The following is a 19,061-nucleotide window of genomic DNA, read 5'->3' on the forward strand; positions in this document are numbered from 1 at the left end:
CAACTTTAATTCTGAACAACCATGAACACAACTTGGCAAGACATAACCCAGGTGATGGAAGTTGGTTTATCAATGAGGGTGCGATATTTCTCAGAACAATTATTAGCACAATCGCCAACCTTGCCATCGGAACGACCCGATACAGTCACTTACCTGCAAGGAACTCTACAACAGGTACTTAATTTTATGCCCCGTTTGCTGGGAGCAGTGCTGATTTTGTTAGTTGGCTGGCTGATTGCTGCTATTGTATCTGCTGTAGTACGCTCGCTCCTCAAACGCACCAATATAGACAACCGCATTGCTTCGGGGATAACCGGTGGTAGGGATGTTCCTCAAGTAGAGGGAATTATCTCCAGCATAGTCTTCTGGAGCATCCTACTCATAACAATAGTTGCCGTTTTAGATACGTTACAACTTAGAGTTGCTTCTCAGCCGCTCAACAGTTTTCTCAATCAAATTGGTGACTTTTTACCCAGACTAGTGAGTGCTGCGGTTATCTTAGGAGTCGCCTGGTTAGTAGCTAGTCTAGTCAAGCTGATAACCATACGCGCACTACAAGCGTTGCGGATAGACGAACGATTAAATCCACCACAAGACGATAGGCTAAATCTCAATAGCTTGTCTATCAGTGAGACGATTGGCAATGCTCTGTATTGGTTTATCTTTTTAGTCTTTCTCATCCCGTTGCTTGAGAATTTAGGGTTAACCCAAGCATTAGTACCAGTTGAATCTCTTGTCACACAGATTATCTCAATAATACCCAATATTTTGGGTGCAACGTTAATTGCTGCGATTGGCTGGTTTGTGGCTAACATCGTGCGTCGAATTGTCACAAACTTACTGGGGACAACGGGAATTGACAATTTGGGAAATCGGTTTGGTTTGAGTGGAGCTTCAGGAACGCAATCCCTATCGATGATTATCGGTACAATTGTTTATGTCTTGATTTTGATTCCTGTCGCAATTGCGGCACTCAATCAACTGCAAATTGCAGCGATTTCCGTACCGGCAATCTCAATGCTGGAACAGATTCTCAATGTACTGCCGAGTATCTTTACAGCAATAGCTATTTTGATTATTGCCTATTTTGTTGGGCGGTTTGTATCAGAGTTGGTAACTAATATACTCACAAGTATAGGATTTAACAACATTTTCTCTGTTCTCGGTCTGCCATCACCCACCAGACGAGTCGTCATTGCACAAGAACCAATAGCACCTGGAGTATCAAAGAGCACTCCGTCGGAAATCGTCGGCATTATCGCTCTTGTCGGTATTATGCTGTTTGCAACTTTGGCAGCAGTTAATATCCTGAACATTCCAGCGCTCACAGTATTGGTGAGTGGTATTGTGGTAGTGTTGGGGCGGATTTTGGCCGGATTGGTCGTATTCGCTATCGGTTTGTTTCTGGCAAATCTTGCTTTCAGCATTATTACCAGTTCTGGCAATCGCCAAGCACGGATTTTGGGACAACTCACCCGGATTGCGATTATTGCCTTTGTATCTGCAATGGCACTGCAACAGATTGGTGTTGCTAGTGATATTGTGAATTTAGCTTTTGGACTTTTACTGGGAGCGATCGCCGTTGCTATTGCATTGTCGTTTGGTTTAGGTGCTCGCGATATTGCCAGAGGACAAGTCCAAGAGTGGCTTGACTCCTTCAAAGGAAGAAATTAACTAGTTGTTTGCTCTGAAGACGGACTATAACCTCTCAGGCTTTATATCTTAAGCCGTGAATCTTGTCAAGAGCCAAAAGTTATCCTTAACCGGAGAACCTTGGCTCTTGAGTACCTTAAGACAAAACGTGCAATCTGAGGTGTTTTCACCGATTTGTCGCAAATAATGTGTAAAATTTTATGAGTTTGCAAATTACAAACAACAATCTAAAGGTATAATTGTAGAGAAAAACAAAAAATAAGGGAAACAAACAACAAATCTAGAAACAGCGAAATATAAAAAGAAGTAGGATTTCACGAATCGTTGGAACTATAAAAAAGGTTTTGCAGCAAACAAGCAGCTTTTTATTGACTCAGAATCACAGAATGCAAAAATCGCTGCTATTTTTCAGAAAAGATTTCGGGAATCACCCTTGATTGGGTTGTAGTAAGCATTGAGACTAAGACTTGGCTGAACATGAACTGTTAGACCATGAGTAGGAGAAGATAGAGCCGTGGGTAGACAGTGCGTTATAGTACTGCCTCCTCTACAGGTAACTGGCGTTGAGGTTACGTCCCTTGTAGCGACTGACGTCGAGCTTTTCTCCTATAGCCTCCTATCCGTACAATCTTAAAGGGTGGTTTCCGGCTAAGAGTCTGCGACTAGAAGTTGGAAAAGTTTTCAAGTGTTTAGTTAAACCTCATCTACTTATGCTTAATCAAAATCCTCTAAAAGCCCCAATCACCAAGAGCCAGTTCAAGAAATTAGCTTGCGCTGTAGGAATTGCTGGTGTCACTACCCTCATCAGTGTTCCTGTGTTAGCCAAATTCTATCCTCCTATGGCTCTTTTTCAGCCTTCAGCTCATCGCAGTTATCCCTACCGCAACTCTGAGAAAAGCATTGCTGATACACTAAGCCAAAATACTAAATTTGCTAATCTTTATCATGAGTTGAAAAAAGCAGGTCTTCTGGATACTTTGAAGCAAGGTAATTACACAATATTTGCTCCAACCAATGAAGCCTTTAATGCTTTACCTAAAAAGGACTTTGAGCGATATAGCCAGCCACAAAATCGAGCCAAAGTGCTGAAGTATCATTTAGTTACTAGTAATATTACTGGTAAAGACCAAGACCTAAATGGTAAATTAGTCACAACTGTTGAAGGGGATCAAATCAAAATAACTGTTGACCCAGAAGGCACAGTCAAGCTGAATAATGCGATTGGTAAGCATCCCTCTATCAAAGCAAGCAATGGTGTGATTATTGAAGTTGACAAGGTACTTATGCCCCCTGGGTTGTAAAACTCTACTTGTACGGGTGGTCAATCTCTGCTCTGCGCAGACCTCGTAAGTGCAGAGCACGCAATCATGCGCTCTTCCGTAAGGCGTGCCGTAGGCATACAAAGCAGCGTCTCGTAGAAAAGTGATCGCCAAATTGTATTCAACATAACTTGCTATTTTGCCTCGTTCCCAGTCTCCGACTGGGAATACCCATTTGGAGGGCTGTAGCCTCCCTTGATCACAGTATAATTGACACCAATGGGCACAGCATCCTGTGCCCAATTTTATTGTGTGTGTCGTTTATTGCCAATTCCCCACTAGTACAAACGGTGCCCAGAAATGGGGGTGAGTGTAATCCTGATTTTTGAGAGCCAGCTGATTTTTGAGAGCCAATTGTGCTTGTTGCAAGGCTTGTGCTTTATTTATGTTTGTCTTCTTGGATTGCTCTAACTGACGATAAAATTCACCCATGACTTGAGCAGTACTTTTATCTTCTACAGACCACAGTGTCGCCAGTGTACTGCGTGCTCCAGAACGCACCGCAACTCCAGCCAATCCTAAAGCAGCTCGATCATCTCCACTAGCTGTCTGGCAAGCACTGAGAACTAATAATTCGATTGGTGTACGCTGGTACTGGGTGTTGTCTCGCAGTAAGCCACCCAATTCTTTAACATTGATGCGGCGATCCCAAGCGAGGATAAACGTATCCTTAACCCTGGAGCTAAACTGACCATGAGTTGCTAGATGGACTATGGGAGGAACACGAGATGCAGCAGTCTGTTTTTGAATCTCGGCGGTAGTAAATTTTTCGTTGAGGAGTTCCTTAGATGAAACTCCAAATTTTTCGATTTGTTCTAGTTCCTGCTTTACGTAACTTAATTTTGGAAAACTCTCATTTGGGGGGTTTTCGCTGAGTCCGGCTGTTAAAGCTCTCAAACCAACCTTTGAAATTGGTTTTGGATTCACTAGCTGCAAACCAGGTGTTACAGCAATGGCATACTTTTCTAGTAGATACTGCTTGCCATCGTGAAGAATACCCATAGGGATATTCCGCAAGTCTTTATCCAGTACAAAAGCCAAAGTCTGGACTTTACTGTTTGCTAACTCTGCTTCCAGTGGTTGAATTATCCAGCCATACAATTTTTGGTATATAGGCAAAAAGTCATTCTCTTTACTGGTAAAAGTGGCGAGAGAACGTTGCACATCGTCTTGTACAATTTTCTTAAGTTCTCCTGGACCAACAGGAGCTGTATGAAGGGTTAAAGGTTGATTTGGTAGGCTCAGAATAACCTCTAACCGGTCTTCCAAAGCAATTGTATAGATAACTGCTGCGGTTTTATCTATATCATCAATCTTTTGGGCTTTTGCCTCTACGCAGGATTCTCGGAAAAAGTTGTTTAATTCAGCTAATTGTAGAGATTCAATAACGGTACGAGCTTGATCTATGTATGTTTGAGGGTTTTCCTTTTTTTGAGTTTGTTTTAATGAATCTACCTGTTTTGTTCCTGCTTGTTTTAAGGAATCTACATATTTTAAATCTAACTCAACTAACTCTCGATAAACTGGTTCGACATTGTTCCGAAAAGAAAACTGTACTTCTGGGTTGATTGCTACTAACTCACTGCGTAGTGACTGAAGGGCATTATATGCTTTGGTGTAAGCGGCGATCGCATCCTTAGTCTCTCCTTGATCTTTACGTATCCGCCCCAACTGCCAGAAATACTGGTAAGCTACGTCTGGTGTTGAAAAACTGGAAGCTAAACTTAGAGCTTGTTTTGTTAATTCTTCTGCTTTCGGTAAATCTTTCTTCAGTTCGTACAGTCTGCCACGATTTCCCAAAGCATAAGCCTCGGCTCTTTTGTCTTCCAAACTTCTGGCTTGTTGTGCAGCTTTCACCAATATCCTATCAATGTCGTCAAGGATTGGGAGTTTGGAATTAGCTTGGAGTGGGAATTGTTCTTGTTGAGCTAATTTGAGTAAATTCTGAGCAAAGTTGATTTGGAGGTACACTCCTGTCCGGCTAGCAGACAAGTTGTTCAGTTCAGGATTGAGCTTGTTCCATAATTGTTCTGCTTCTAATATTGTTTTCTGATTATCTTCTTGCGACAAGTTCTCCGACTGTTGTGATTCTGACGATTTTTTTGGTTTCAACTCGCTCAACCACAAGCTCAGTTTATTCAGTTCTGCTTGTTGTCGCACAGTTGGCGATGGAGACAGCTTCACGACTTTAGTGTAAGAATCAAGTGCTTCTCGTTGAGATTCCTCTCTTGTGTCCCGAACTAGATCAACTTCACCTAAGTCACGTGCTGTATTGCCTAAACTCAGATAAACATCAGCTTGCTCTTGGGGAGAATTTAAATTTTGAGCTTGCTTTAAACTTGCTTTCAAAATCATTTGAGACTGCTCTAATTGACCAATGAATCGCTGCAGTTCTCCGAGACTTCGTAATCCCACAACTTTGTATACAGAAGGACGTTGAAGTTCAATGGCTTGAAGTTTTTTCGTGAGTTCTTCTGGAGTTAATTGACCTAACTTATCACAGCTTTTTACCCCGAGTTCTTGATTGAAAACTTCTAATAAAGTACTACAAGCACGAGGATAAAGACCCAAATCTTGCATCGCTTGAGCTTGATTAATCTTGCTCTGTGCTAATTTTTCTGGATCATTCGCTCTTGCATAAATCTTAGTTGCTTCTTGCCAAGAGTTGAGAGCATCTGCTGTTTGACCTAATTCTCTTTGCAAAGAGCCTTGAATCTCCAAGCTTTGAGCCAAGACTTTTAATTCTTGTTTTCCTTGTAATGGTGTTTTCAAAAGTGCCAAACTGTCTTCGATTGCCTTTTTAGCTTGTTCCCACTGTCCCAGTTGTTGATAGCTCAAAGAGAGATTGCTCAACGCCATTGCTTGATTTAATCTATCTCTTCTAGCAGCAAAAACACTCGCTGTTTGTTTCCAAGCTGATGCTGCTTCCTCAAATCTTCCACTCTGATAGAATTTGACTGCTTTGTTAGCTAACTGTTCAGCATCATATGGAGATTGGACAATCGAGGTTGGTGAGGTTGGCGAAGAAACTTTAGCCCCAACAACAGGCGATATTCCTGAGAGGATAAATAATAAGGCTGCCAGAACAAGCGATCGCTTTTTATATATTCTTTTGGATAAATTTCGTATCTTTCTGAGTAGATATTTGTGGAATATCATATTTGGCTCCTTCTGTCAAAAATATATAATGATTACTAATTCCTAAGTTCCGTTAACAGACACATACCTCAACGTACAGCACAACGACTAGCAGGTATTAGTTGCGTAAGTCCTGAGCTGTTTTAGAAAATATTGAAGAATTCACCAACTCAGAATGGGCTGCGCTTTTGCACTCTACAGGAGTCAACAATCCTTTAGTGGGGGATTGGGGTTCGTCACTGTCTTGTTAAGCACGCTCATCAAAGATTTAGTGAGGGACTTAAACCCCCTTATTTAGATCTTGCACCTTGACTTTAGTACCTCTTGAACTTAACGTTCAGGGCTGCATAGCCAAAGTCCGTTAAAAATCAGATCTTGCACCAGTATCAACAACGAAGCAGAGCCTCGATATCTTGTTCCCAGGCTGTAGCCCAGGAACGAGGGTTGGGAGGCTCAGCCTCCCGATAATTGAGAATGCTGCAAGATGTTAGTTAAAACGGACTTAAACTTTGAGCCAAGAAATTTCTTTCTTCGCGGACAAGAATTATGCTGCAAGAATGGTATCAGTATTGTACGTTTAATTTGGTTGTTTTACTTGTGAAGAATTTTATCTGTCTGCGGCGCAACTATTCGCAGGTGTTTGCGGTTGACGTTGTGGGCCAGTTTTGGTGGGATCATATGCTACCAGCACCACCTGACCTTTTTCGTTATATATCCAACCTTGAGCAGGTATTATGCGTTTGACAGGTGGATTGGTAGATCGTTGCGTGTAAGTTGCAGTTGTTGAACTTACCGTACTGGGAATAGGCTCAATTAAATCAACACGCACATTGTCACTACTGAGGATTTTATTAGGATCAGTTGGCAATCCTCCACGCCCGGTGATGGTAAAGGTACTACCAAAACCTTTAGCACAGGGGTTTTGGGCAATCTGCTGTCCGGGGTCGATCACAGTTTCTGTCAATTCAAATAATCCTTGACTAGGATCAATCTCTGGTGTGTTAAATTGCACAGTACCACTATACTGTGGACCGCGTTCGGAAGTCGCACTAATCACGCTGTCTGGAGAAAGAAATCTATTACCTTTAGTTGTAATGTTTACCTTCCCTCCATAACCTTGTTGGGCATTGGCTGTGATTTTGCTATTTTCCAAGGCAACTAGGTTGTCAGTGTTGATGGTAATATTGCCTCCATCAGCTATGTTTGTCGCATTTGTGGTGATATTGCTGTTGCGGCGCAAGATAACGTCGTCGGAATTCAGGATAATGTTGCCCTGTCCTGCTGTGGTGTTGGCGTTAATAGATGCTCGGTTGTCCAGTTTGATGGAGTTAGCCGTAACTGTTAGCAAGCCTGCACTTCCTCCTCCTGAACTGCTAACACTAACTTGTCCGTCGTTAGTCAAGTCAACAGCACTGGCATTAATATTTATATTGCCGCCTCTAAAATTGCCTTCAGTTGTTGCTGTGACAGTACCATAATCTGATACACGTAAGTTACGAGTATTGATAGTGATATCACCAGCATTACCTCCGGCAAATCGCTTACTAGTCGTTGTCACCGTAGTATTTTCAAAGTCACCAGAGCGATCGCTGTCGTCCGATATAAGTGGCTCTTTGCCTGAAATTTCTACTCGATTAGTGCCATTAATCACAATCTTACCAGAGTTACCACTGTTGAAGGATCTAGAGGAGACTTCTGTGCCATCTGTGATAAAAATAGAGCTTCCACTAATGTTTATATCACCTGCATTGCCTAGTGTTGGGTATGTTCTGGTTGCATCGGGAAATCCAACAGCAGTGTTGACCAAAGTATGTTGCAAATAGACCGGACCAGACGATTGTATTGTAATGTTGCCAGAATTTCTTCCTCTACCAAAGACTTGGCTAACAACGGAGCTATTGTTTACTAATGATACAAACTGATTACCTTCCAATGATATATTGCCCGCATTTCCGCCGAAGCTGCCCGCAACCAAAAAAGCATTGTCTAAAGATATAGAAGTATTCGCTTTTAGTGATATGTTTCCGCTTTGTGGTACACCGCCGTAAGTGGAGATAAGTGTATCCCCAGCACTTGCATCCTGCCCAATTAAAGAAATCGAGCCTGTGGTGGCTTCAAGTGATATGTTTCCAGAAGGTCCACTTCCACGCGGGCTTGTATTTAATGTAGGAGGAAGCGGAGAATCTGTTGGAGTACTAGCCTTATTCGTGATCGAAATTTCACCAGCTTTAATATTAATGTTACCTGCATTGCCAGTAGCATCTTCATCTACAATATTAGTCACTTGGCTGGGATAGTTAATAGTCACTTTCCCAATCGCATTGAGTGTAATGTCTCCTGGTGGTGAGTTATCTGCTGTTAATCCTTTGCCAACGCCAGCAAAAATATTTCCTCCCAAAAGGTCTATATTTCCGGCATTCAGGACGACACTCCCTGCTCCTGTTGCACGTACATCAACAGTTGCACCATTTGTGAGCGATATATCACCGAATTGTACTCCCACAGGAAAACTCAAGCTTCCATTACTACTCAACCCAACTATCCCAGGAGCAGACAATCCTCCTATCTCAACTCGTCCTCCTGGTGCTGTTATTGCACCGCCATTTAAACTGACGTTACCACCTACCAGTGCGAAGGAGTTTCCTTGAGGAACACTAAGAACAGCAGATTGACTAGTAATATTTTGGGGATTATCGCGATACCTCAATCCAATCGGAACATTAATAGTTAACAATGGCGGCGCTTGCGGGTTAGTCGCACTAAATTCAAACCCATTGTCAAATAAAAAACTATTCGCGGTACTCCCCAAAAAGGAACCACCGATATTTAATTGGGCATTTGGTCCAAAAATAATCCCTGCTGGATTGAGTAAAAATAAGTTCGCTTTGCCGAGTGTTCTAATTAAACCATCAATATTAGAAACAGAACCACCTGTCACCCGGTTGATGATGTTTAGGACATCCGTTGCATTATTGAAGTTCGCCGAGCCACCTGTGGGTACAGAAAATTCTTTAAAGCTGTGAAAAAGATTTCCTCCTCTTCTAGTTCCATCATTGATGTTGAAATTTTTGCCGTCAGGAGTGGTAACTGTGGTGGATACAGTTCCATCAGCAGAGACTTGCGCAACTGCAATACTCATAGGCGCAAGACTGCCCAGAGTGCATAGAGGTACAGCGAGTAAAGACAGCAAATAGATTTTGTTAACGTTGTGCAATCGCCTAAATGTTTTCATACGAGTATGCATTTTTTCTAAAGATTTTTTACATTGGTTTTTATGAGTCAAAGCTAAGCTGTAACCAAAACGCGCGGGTGTAAGCGGAAAGAAAAAACGATATTTTTGTACAACAAAGCCCCTGAACCACCAAAGGTGTCAAGCAGTCCACTGATTTATTTTTCACACCCTTACACCGTTCGGACGTTCGGCGAAGCTATCTCCTGAGCCCTGAGTCCCAAAGGGACACGCTGCGCGAACGGGCACGGCTTGAGGCCGAACGGAGACGCTACGCGAACGACGCCGCTCAGCTTCCCCTCAGTCGAGCCGCTGAGCGCTCATCTTGGCGTTGCCCCAACACCCTTGCACCCCTTCTTGTTGACGCATTTACAGCAGTTAATTTGTTGGGTGGGCACTGTCTTATCGATGACAATGGCAAATTTCAGGTAAGCAGTGTCTACCCGAAATTAGATTTGCCAATTGCGCTCATCACATAGAGAGCAAGTGGCAAAAGATTGTATTAATTTTAAGTATTTTAGTTGAATTTGGTTGTTCTAGTTGTAAAGAATTTTATCTGGTTGCTGCACAGTTACTAGTAGGTGCTGGCTGCTCACGTTGTGGACCAGTTTTGGTGGGATCATAACCTACCAGTACCACCTGACCTTTGTCGTTATATATCCAGCCTTGGGCTGGTATTATCTTTTTGACAGTTGGCTGTTGAGATGGTTTCTTTTCTGTTGCAGTTGTTAAACTTACTGTACTGACGACAGGCTCAATTAAATCAACGCGCACATTGTCACTACTGAGGATTTTATTGGGATCAGATGGCAATCCGCCACGTCCGGTGATGGTGAAAGTACTACCAAAACCTTTTATACACGGATTTTGGGCCACTTGCTGTGCGGCGTCTGTAACAGTTTCTGTCAATTCAAATAATCCCTGACTGGGGTCAATTTCGGGTGTGTTAAATTGCACAATTCCATTGAACTGCTGGCCAGCTTCAGAAATGGCGGTGATTTTACTGTCTGGGGAACGAAATATACCTTGAGCGGTGATGAAGATTCTCCCGCCAAAGCCTTTTTCCGCATTAGCAGTGATACTGGTATCATCTAGGGCAACTAAGTTTTCAGTGTTAATCCTGATATTACCTCCACCGGCTGTGCCTTGGGCGTTTGTGGTGATGTTGCTGTTGTTACGCAAAATGAAGTCGCCAGAATTCAGGCTAATGTCCCCCTGTCCCCCTTTGGTGTTGGCGTCAATAGATGCTTGGTTGTCCAGCCGGATGTCTTTAGCGGTTGTAACTGTAATGTTGCCTGCTGCACCACTGCCAGCATTACTGGTAGAGACTGTACCGCCATTAGTTAGAGAGAGCGATCGCGCAGTGATGTTAACTCCTCCAGCATTACCCACGCCTGATGATCCAACAGTGCTATAAAATCCACTTTTGTTTCCGTTCGTAAACTGACCATCTGCTGAGATATTGCCAGTTGCATTAACGGTGACACCCCCGCCATTTCCCTTTCCGGAGGTGCTGGCAGAGACTTGTGAGCCATTGCTTAGAGAAAAATTGTTGGTTTGTATTTGGATATCACCTCCATTACCATTGCCCAAGTTTTGTGTCTTCACACCTGTTGCGTTGAGATCAAACAGATCTGCCACTGTAATTTTGATTTCTCCACCGTTACCTGTGCCACTTGCCGTTGTATTGCTAGAAATCGCTGAGTTTTTCGCTCTTAAAGAATTTGCACGAATATTAATTTTCCCAGCGTCACCTTGACCATAGGTGCTTGTTTGTATACCTACACCTCTTCCTGATTCCAACGTACCTGCCACGGTAATGTTGATTTCTCCACCCTTGCCTCTGCTATTTTCCTGCGCTTGGCTACTAACACCTACTCCTTCTTGAAGCCGAAACGAACCTGCGGTGATATTAATTTTTCCAGCGTCACCTCTGCCATAGGTGTTAGTAGTTATATTTGTCCCTTTGATCGTAAGAGAGTCTGCAATATTAAAGTTGATTTCTCCCCCAAAACCACTGTTAAACGCACGGCTATTGATACCCGAATTTTCAATCTGCAAAGAATTTGCATTAATGTTAATTTTGCCAGCATTACCCGTGCCAGATGAGTCTGCTGTTATACCTGCTGTGTTAACTACCAATGGACCTTTGACACTCATATTGATGTCTCCGGCAAGACCAGTGCTATTTCCTATTGTTATGCTTACGAAGGCTGAGCCGCCTCCAATCTCCAAAGAATTTGCACCAATGTTAATGTCTCCAGCTTTACCACTGCCCCATGTCTGAATACTTACACCACTCTGATTCTGAAATGTGATGTTATTGGCATCCAGTTTAATTTGTGCGCCGTTCCCTGAACTGAAGGTGTTAGATAAGGCACTGGCTCGATTGAAAATTATAGAGTCGCCAACAATCCTAATTTCTCCCCCATTTTTATCGCCAAGGGTATCAGATAATAGAAATGATTCAGAATTTAAATTGATATTCTTACCAACGATCGCAATAGAACCGCCGCCATCTCCAGTCACATTCACGAACGATTTGTTAGAAAACTCAATGTCTCTCAAACTGGGGGTACCTTCATAACCCAAGGATAAGCCTTGTTCTTGTGGGAGTATCCTCACAACTTGGTTGCTATCGAAACTACCGATTTCAATACGTCCGCCTTTGGATCTAAGTACACCACGGTTAACAGAAACATTTCCTCCTACCAGCGCTAGGGTTTTTCCAGGTTCGACTTGTAACCCTGTAACGTTGGAGTCGAATTTGTCACGGGGTCCCGCCTTGGCATTATAGACAAGTTCGTTCCCTGGTCCTTGTACTTGAATTGCTCCAGGATTATTCCGAAATCCCAACCCAATCGGAACATTGATACTTAACAATGGGGGTGCTTGCGGGTTAGTAGCACTAAACTCAAACCCATTGTCAAATAGCAAACTATTCGCCGTACTCCCCAAAAATGAACCACCAATTCTCAAGCTAGCATTTGGTCCAAAAATAATCCCATTGGGATTGAGTAAAAATAAGTTCGCCTTCCCCAGTGCTGTAATCGCACCATCAATATTAGAAACAGAACCACCTGTGACTCGACCGATGATGTTTAGGACATCAGCTGCATTGTTGAAGTTAGCCGAACCACCTGCAGGTACAGAAAATTCTTTAAAGCTGTGAAAAAGGTTTCCTCCCCTTCTTGTCCCATCATTGATGGTGAAGTTTTTGCCGTCAGGAGTCGTGACGGTGGTGGATACAGTTCCATCAGGAGTGACTTGTTGAGTGACTTGTTGTGCTGTGGCTGTATCTACAAAAGTTAAACTCCCTATGGCGCATAGGGGTAAGGTGAGTAAAAACAGGGATATCTTTTTCATAGGAAATGCGTTTTTTATAAACACTTGTGTACACTCTCATCTGAGTGCAGTCCATCTGTAAGGTGGGCATTGTTTATCTTGCATTTACGTTTGTCATTGATAGACACAACCCTACCCTACTACTGCCTAATGACTTCTATCTGACTGCAGCACAACTACTAGCAGGTGTTTGCGGTTGACGTTGTGGGCCAGTTTTGGTGGGATCATAACCAACCAAGACCACCTGACCTTTTTCGTTATATATCCAACCCTGTGCTGGTATTATGCGCTTGACAGTTGGCTGTTGAGATGGTTTCTTTTCTGTTGCAGTTGTTGAACTTACTGTACTAGTAACAGGCTTAATTAAATCAACACGCACATTATTACTACTGAGGACTTTTTGGGGATCAGTTGGAAGTCCGCCACGTCCGGTGATGGTAAAGCTGCTTCCTACACCTCTTTGACAGGGGTTTTGGGCAACCTGCTGTGCGGCGTCTGTGACAATTTCTGGGAATTCAAATAACCCTTTAGTGGGGTCAGTTTCTGGTGTGTTAAATTGCACAGTGCCATTAAACTGCGAGCCAGCTTCAGAAATGGCGGTGATATCACTGTCTGGGGAACGAAATATACCTTGAGCTGTGATGAAGATTCTCCCCCCAAAGCCTTTTTCTGCATTGGCGGTAATATTGCTATCTTCTAGGGCAACTAAGTTGCCAGTGTTAATTCTGATGTCGCCTCCATCAGCTTTGCCTGTGGCGTTAGTGGTGATGCTGCTGTTGCGGCGCAAGATTAAGTCACGGGCGTTTAGGCTAATGTTGCCCTCTCCGTTTTTGGTATTGGCTTGAATAGATGCTTTGTTGTCCAGGCGGATGTCATTAGCGGTTGTAACTTTTATGTTGCCTGCGGTACCGTTGCTGAAATTCGTGCTAGAAAGTCTACCGCCATTGGTTAGAGAGAGCGATCGCGCGGTGATATCAATGCCACCTGCGTTGCCCACGCCTCCTACTTCCACATTACTGAAGATACCACTGCGCGGGAAAATACCATTGGCTGCAGGTCTGCCACTCACTCCCGCAATCGTGATACCGTTGCGAATATCAAGCTTGACATTTCCGGCATTGCCATTTCCTGCTGGAGTTGTTCCTGAGCCACTACGGACAAAAGCATTCAATTGACCCCCATTGGTCAACTCGAGTGAGCCTGCAGTAATGTTGATTTCGCCGCCGTTGCCCTCACCTCCTGCTTCTACGGTACTGAAGGCGGCAGTGGGGTTTCCGTTGATTGGATTGACTCCAGAAAAAGAGACGGTATCGCTAGCATTAATCCTGATATTGCCTGCATCTCCCTTACCAGAAGTACTAACCAACAGTAGCCCTCCATCAGCGACTGAGACCGTTCTAGCTTGCAGTTCAATGTTGCCACCTTTGCCTTGTGCGCCGCTTTCCACATTACTGTTGATGCTACTGCGGGTACCTTCGTTACTAACTCCCGCAATCGTGATACCGTTGCGAATATTAAGCTTGACATTTCCGGCATTGCCATTTCCTGCTGGAGTTGTTCCTGAGTCACTACGGACAAAAGCATTCAATTGACCCCCATTTGTCAACTCGAGTGAGCCTGCAGTAATGTTGATTTCGCCGCCGTTGCCCACACCTCCAGCGTTAACATTACTGAAGGCGGCAGTGGGGTCTCCGTTGATTGGATTGACTCCAGAAAAAGAGACGGTATCGCTAGCATTAATCCTGATATTGCCTGCATCTCCCTTACCAGAAGTACTAACCAGACAGTAGCCCTCCATCAGCGACTGAGACCGTTCTAGCTTGCAGTTCAATGTTGCCACCTTTGCCTTGTGCGCCGCTTTCCACATTACTGTTGATGCTACTGCGCTGGAAATTGCCATTGACATCACGTCTGTTACTAACTCCCGCAATCGTGATACCGTTGCGAATATCAAGCTTGACATTTCCGGCATTGCCATTTCCTCCAGCAGTTGTTCCGGAAGCAGCACGGACAAAAGCATTCAATTGACCCCCATTGGTCAACTCGAGTGAGCCTGCAGTAATGTTGATTTCGCCGCCGTTGCCCACACCTCCAGCGTTAACATTACTGAAGGCGGCAGTGGGGTTTCCGTTGATTGGATTGACTCCAGAAAAAGAGACGGTATCGCTAGCATTAATCCTGATATTGCCTGCATCCCCTAGTCCATAGGTACTGGCAGACAATTGTGCACCATCAGTGACTGAGAGCGTGCCAGTAGTGATAATGATATCCCCTCCTTGGCGCTTGAGTTGTTCAGTGTCTACTTTGTTGACATCACTGATGACCAAAGTGCCATCTCCTGCCAAGGAAACAGTATCGCTGGCATTAATCGTGATATTACCTCCATTTCCCTGTCCAGAAGTACTGGCAGACAGTTGCGCCCCATCAGTGACTGAGACTGATCTCGCTTGCAGTTCAATGTTGCCACCGTTGCCTTGTGCCCCACTTTCCACATCACTGTTGATGCTACTGCGCAAACCTTCGTTACTCACTCCCGCAATCGTGATGCCGTTGCGAATATTAAGCTTGACGTTTCCGGCATTGCCATTTCCACCAGCAGTTGTTCCGGAAGCACCACGGACAAAAGCATTCAATTGACCCCCATTTGTCAACTCGAGTGAGCCTGCAGTAATGTTGATTTCGCCGCCGTTGCCTATACCTCCGGCGTTTACGTTACTAAAAGCGGCAGTGGGGTTTCCATTTATCGGATTGACTCCAGAAAAAGAGACTGTATCGCTGGCAGAAATCGTTATATTACCTCCATTGCCCTGTCCATAGGTGCTGCCACTAAGTTGAGCACCTTCAGTGAGTGAGAGCGTGCTAGCTGTAATATCGATGTTGCCACTTCTGAGAGCACGAGACCCCTGGTTTACATTGTTCTCGATTCTGCTTTGATTTATTTTTATGTCTCCAGTAGCGTTAAGCCTAATATCTCCAGCAATTGTGTTAACTGTTCCCGAATTTGCAGCTATGCCAGCAGTCAATAAACTTTCGTTGGAAATATCTATATTTCGAGCGTTGATAGTAATACTTCCACCAGTTTGGTCGTTAGTAATGACATTTATGCCAGCTCCTAGATCATCAATTCCATTTCCTTTACCAAGAAAAACGTCTGCTCGCGCAACATTTGTAGGGAAGTTAAAATTGTTGTCCGTAAAATTCAGTCCAACCGTTCCTTCGGCTGCCAAACCTCCCAATAAGACTTGACCTCCGGAAGCGTTCAAAACGCCACCTTCTAAACTGACATTGCCACCCACTAAAGCTAGGGTCTTTCCTGGATTCACTGCAAGAGTTGGGTTAGAAAAACTGCGAGTTGCACCATCTGTCCCCTCAGATTGACCAGAACCCTGTACGCGAATTGGTTGGGGATTATTCCGAAATCCCAACCCAATCGGAACATTGATTGTTAACAATGGCGGTGCTTGCGGGTTAGTCGCACTAAACTCAAAATTATTATCAAATAAAAAACTATTCGCTGTAGTCCCAAAAAATGAACCACCGATATTTAAGCTGGCATTTGGTCCAAAAATGATCCCGGCGGGATTGAGTAAAAATAAGTTTGCCTTGCCCACTGTTCTAATCAAACCATCAATATTAGAAACAGAACCACCCGTCACTCTACCGATGATGTTTTGCACATCAGCTGCATTGTTGAAGTTAGCCGAACCACCTGTGGGTACAGAAAATTCTTTGAAGCTGTGAAAAAGGTTTCCTTCTCTTCTTGTCCCATCATTGATGGTGAAATTTCTGCCATCAGGAGTGGTAACTGTCGTGGATACAGTTCCATCAGGAGTGACTTGTTGAGTCACTTGTTGTGCTGTGGCTGTATCTAGAAAAGTTAAACTCCCTATGGCGCATAAGGGTAAGGTGAATAAAATTAGTGAATGCCAACCCTGTTTCATCATGATCTCCAAATGTAAATTTAACTTACGTTTTCTGATGCGGATCTTGACAAATGTCACTTCTTCTAATAAAGACCACTGTATAATTGTTTAAAGTACTATCTTCAGGAGTACAGCATGGCGTACTTCGACCGTGTCATGATTATCCTTCTAAAAAGGACTGTAATTGATTGAGAAATACAAACCTTGCTCTTGCAACGTTCGATCCCTAGAATTCACATCAGTTAGCGGGATACCGTAGTCAATGCGAGCATCCAATTTATCATCCATCTGCCATCGCAAACCCAAACCCACACCAATCAAAGTATTGGGATCAAGAACTGGATTCGGACGACCTCTGATGGAATTATTCCAGCCAACGCCAAAATCAACAAAGGGTATGAGTTGTAAAACTCCTTTGACTTCTTCTACCCGCAGAATAGGAAATCTCACTTCTGCGGAAGCAAAAAAGCCGTTATCTACCAAAAACTCATCCTGCCTATAACCCCGGACGCTTTGTATACCACCGACGCTAATTTGCTCTAAGGGTACTAAGGCTCTTGTTGCTAATTGTAGATCAGAACGTAACACCAGTAAGGTGTCTCGTGCTAATTGTCGTATATACTGTCCTTGTCCACGCCAGGAGAAAAACCGACTATCAGGAGTTGTGCCATTAGTAGTGGCGTCAAAAAACCCTACTCCCAGAGTAAACTGAGAGCGAAAACCAAAGACTTGTTGGGAATTGCGCTGTGTATATTCCTGAATAAATCGCAGTGCTGAGATGCGGGTTTCTCCATTCTTGTCGGCTCCTAAATTCTGGAAGACATCACCTCTTCCCAAAAGTGTCGTCTTACTTTGCTCTCTAGAAAAAGTTAAACCCAGCGCCAATTCCTGAGTTGGAGATTGGAAGATTGGCTGACGAAAACCAACATCAATATAAAAAGAGTCACCTATAATATCAATGCGGTCAAATGGTGGCTCAACGATGGTGGTGTCTGTAAATCCACCTGCCACATTCAGTGTGCCATTGCGAGGATTCACTGGCAGAGCATAGCTGAGATCCAGGGCATTACTTCCATCAGTATTAGTGTATGTTGCACCAAAGCTATCGCCCAAGCCGAAGACATTGCCTTCGGTGATACGGAGACCTCGTCGGAAACTACCGACACTAGGAGCACGACCATTATCGACAAACAACTCTGTCCGAAAGGAGTCTGCTTCTACGATCCTGACTTCCACTAAATTCTGGTCTGAACGTGATCCCGTAGACAAATCAGCAGAAATATTTTTAATCAAAGGGTTAAGCTGTAAGAGTTGCAGTGCTTCTAACAGGCGAAATCGGTTCAACGGTGTAGAGGTAGCAAGTGCTATGCGACTGCGTATGTAGTCTGGGTTCAACCGTCGCGTACCTGTGACCTTAATCTCTTCTACTCCACCTTCAATAATCTGAATTTTGATAACTGCTCCCTGTTGAGGAAGAGGTTGTTGGTCGTCAACATTAATCACAGCAGCAGAATTCACATAGCCAGCATCTGTGTAAAGCTTCGTGATTTCAGTTTCTACTTGCAGCAATTCAGCAAAGGTGATTGCTCTACCGGTAAATTTCTTCGTTATCTCACGTAACTTTTCCTTGCTAAAGATCTTTTTTTTGTTACCTACAATTTCAAACTCTTTAACGGTAAGAGTTCCAGGTACGCCAGGACGCGATTCTGGAGGGAAAGGTGTTGTGGGAGGTGTTGATGGAGTGACATCCAGTGGAATTTGCGGTGATGGTTCTGGAGTCGGAATTGGTTGTGGAGCTGGTAGTGGTGGTTCTGGAGTGATAGGATTTGGAACCTGAGATAGAATAGCTGTTGAGCCTATACTTTTAGGACTGCTTTTTGGACTATCAGTCGAAATCTGAAATTTAGGAGGTAAAACTTCGCTCTTATAACCCTCATTTATCAACTTCTGGGCAGAAGCTTTATATTGAGGTAAAAAAAAGCACATATTTATCAGCAATGCTACAGCTAAATTGAGATTACCAAACCCAAGCTGCCCGCCTCGATTCATATTATTGGCTCCTCACACGAAATTTTCGTTGCCATGATATAACTATGTAGCATTAAAATATAAAACACTAGTTATGATGATTTAAAATTTATTTAGCACATTGGTTGTTTATTTCTACTAAAGGCATAATAAAATTTTACTAAGTGCCGTAGCTCAAATCCTTGTATAAGCCATAAGTTATGAAGTAGAAGATAAATAGAAAGTAAAGATAAAGTAAAAGGTTTCTTTTTACCTTTGATTAAAAAATAATTAGGTCACGATTCCTTAACCTGATTGTTTTTTGTATAAAGAGTAAAAGCATACAGTCAAAGTGTTGTCGTGTTAGTTCAGGAGGTATAAGGAGATTCACCAAAATCCAAGATTGTATAGGAAGGTTATTATTCGTTAACAGATGCACATATTCTT

8 protein-coding genes are annotated in these 19,061 nt (G+C 43.4%); 2 read left to right on the forward strand and 6 right to left on the reverse strand.

Annotated features, from left to right (window positions below):
* Positions 1-21 precede the first annotated feature (21 nt).
* Positions 22-1,674: a mechanosensitive ion channel gene (locus DP114_RS11735; RefSeq protein WP_171976152.1), complete on the forward strand. Its 1,653-nt coding sequence runs from the start codon at positions 22-24 to the stop codon at positions 1,672-1,674.
* A 689-nt stretch (positions 1,675-2,363) separates the two neighbouring features.
* Positions 2,364-2,954 carry a fasciclin domain-containing protein gene (locus tag DP114_RS11740; RefSeq protein ID WP_169264398.1) on the forward strand — a complete coding sequence of 197 codons (591 nt, stop codon included), beginning with the start codon at positions 2,364-2,366 and terminating at the stop codon, positions 2,952-2,954.
* Positions 2,955-3,233: 279 nt separating this feature from the next.
* On the opposite strand, the gene DP114_RS11745 is transcribed toward DP114_RS11740, so the two are convergent.
* From DP114_RS11745 to DP114_RS11770, 6 genes are all read right to left on the reverse strand, one after another.
* On the reverse strand, positions 3,234-6,131 hold the full coding sequence (locus DP114_RS11745; RefSeq protein WP_171976153.1) for a CHAT domain-containing protein: 2,898 nt from the start codon (positions 6,129-6,131) through the stop codon (positions 3,234-3,236).
* A gap of 586 nt (positions 6,132-6,717) precedes the next feature.
* Entirely contained in the window at positions 6,718-9,249 is a 2,532-nt protein-coding gene (locus DP114_RS11750) for a two-partner secretion domain-containing protein (protein WP_171976154.1), read from the reverse strand.
* Between the two features lie 642 nt (positions 9,250-9,891).
* Positions 9,892-12,705: a two-partner secretion domain-containing protein gene (locus DP114_RS11755; RefSeq protein WP_172195195.1), complete on the reverse strand. Its 2,814-nt coding sequence runs from the start codon at positions 12,703-12,705 to the stop codon at positions 9,892-9,894.
* Positions 12,706-12,841: 136 nt separating this feature from the next.
* Entirely contained in the window at positions 12,842-14,515 is a 1,674-nt protein-coding gene (locus DP114_RS11760; protein WP_172195197.1) for an S-layer family protein, read from the reverse strand.
* Positions 14,460-16,628, reverse strand: coding sequence for a two-partner secretion domain-containing protein (locus DP114_RS11765; protein ID WP_172195199.1), 2,169 nt, complete (start codon positions 16,626-16,628; stop codon positions 14,460-14,462). The genes DP114_RS11760 and DP114_RS11765 overlap by 56 nt, the downstream gene beginning before the upstream one ends.
* A gap of 147 nt (positions 16,629-16,775) precedes the next feature.
* On the reverse strand, positions 16,776-18,656 hold the full coding sequence (locus DP114_RS11770; protein ID WP_169266694.1) for a ShlB/FhaC/HecB family hemolysin secretion/activation protein: 1,881 nt from the start codon (positions 18,654-18,656) through the stop codon (positions 16,776-16,778).
* Positions 18,657-19,061: the final 405 nt, after the last annotated feature.

Origin of the sequence: Brasilonema sennae CENA114 (assembly GCF_006968745.1) — a bacterium.
GTDB lineage: Bacteria > Cyanobacteriota > Cyanobacteriia > Cyanobacteriales > Nostocaceae > Brasilonema > Brasilonema sennae.

Excerpts from the sequence above, each read along its gene's own strand:
- DP114_RS11750 (WP_171976154.1), bottom strand. The coding sequence starts at position 9,249 with ATGAGTATTGCAGTTGCGCAAGTCTCTGCTGATGGAACTGTATCCACC.
- DP114_RS11770 (WP_169266694.1), bottom strand. The coding sequence starts at position 18,656 with ATGAATCGAGGCGGGCAGCTTGGGTTTGGTAATCTCAATTTAGCTGTA.
- DP114_RS11740 (WP_169264398.1), top strand. The coding sequence starts at position 2,364 with ATGCTTAATCAAAATCCTCTAAAAGCCCCAATCACCAAGAGCCAGTTC.
- DP114_RS11765 (WP_172195199.1), bottom strand. The coding sequence starts at position 16,628 with ATGATGAAACAGGGTTGGCATTCACTAATTTTATTCACCTTACCCTTA.
- DP114_RS11735 (WP_171976152.1), top strand. The coding sequence starts at position 22 with ATGAACACAACTTGGCAAGACATAACCCAGGTGATGGAAGTTGGTTTA.
- DP114_RS11755 (WP_172195195.1), bottom strand. The coding sequence starts at position 12,705 with ATGAAAAAGATATCCCTGTTTTTACTCACCTTACCCCTATGCGCCATA.
- DP114_RS11745 (WP_171976153.1), bottom strand. The coding sequence starts at position 6,131 with ATGATATTCCACAAATATCTACTCAGAAAGATACGAAATTTATCCAAA.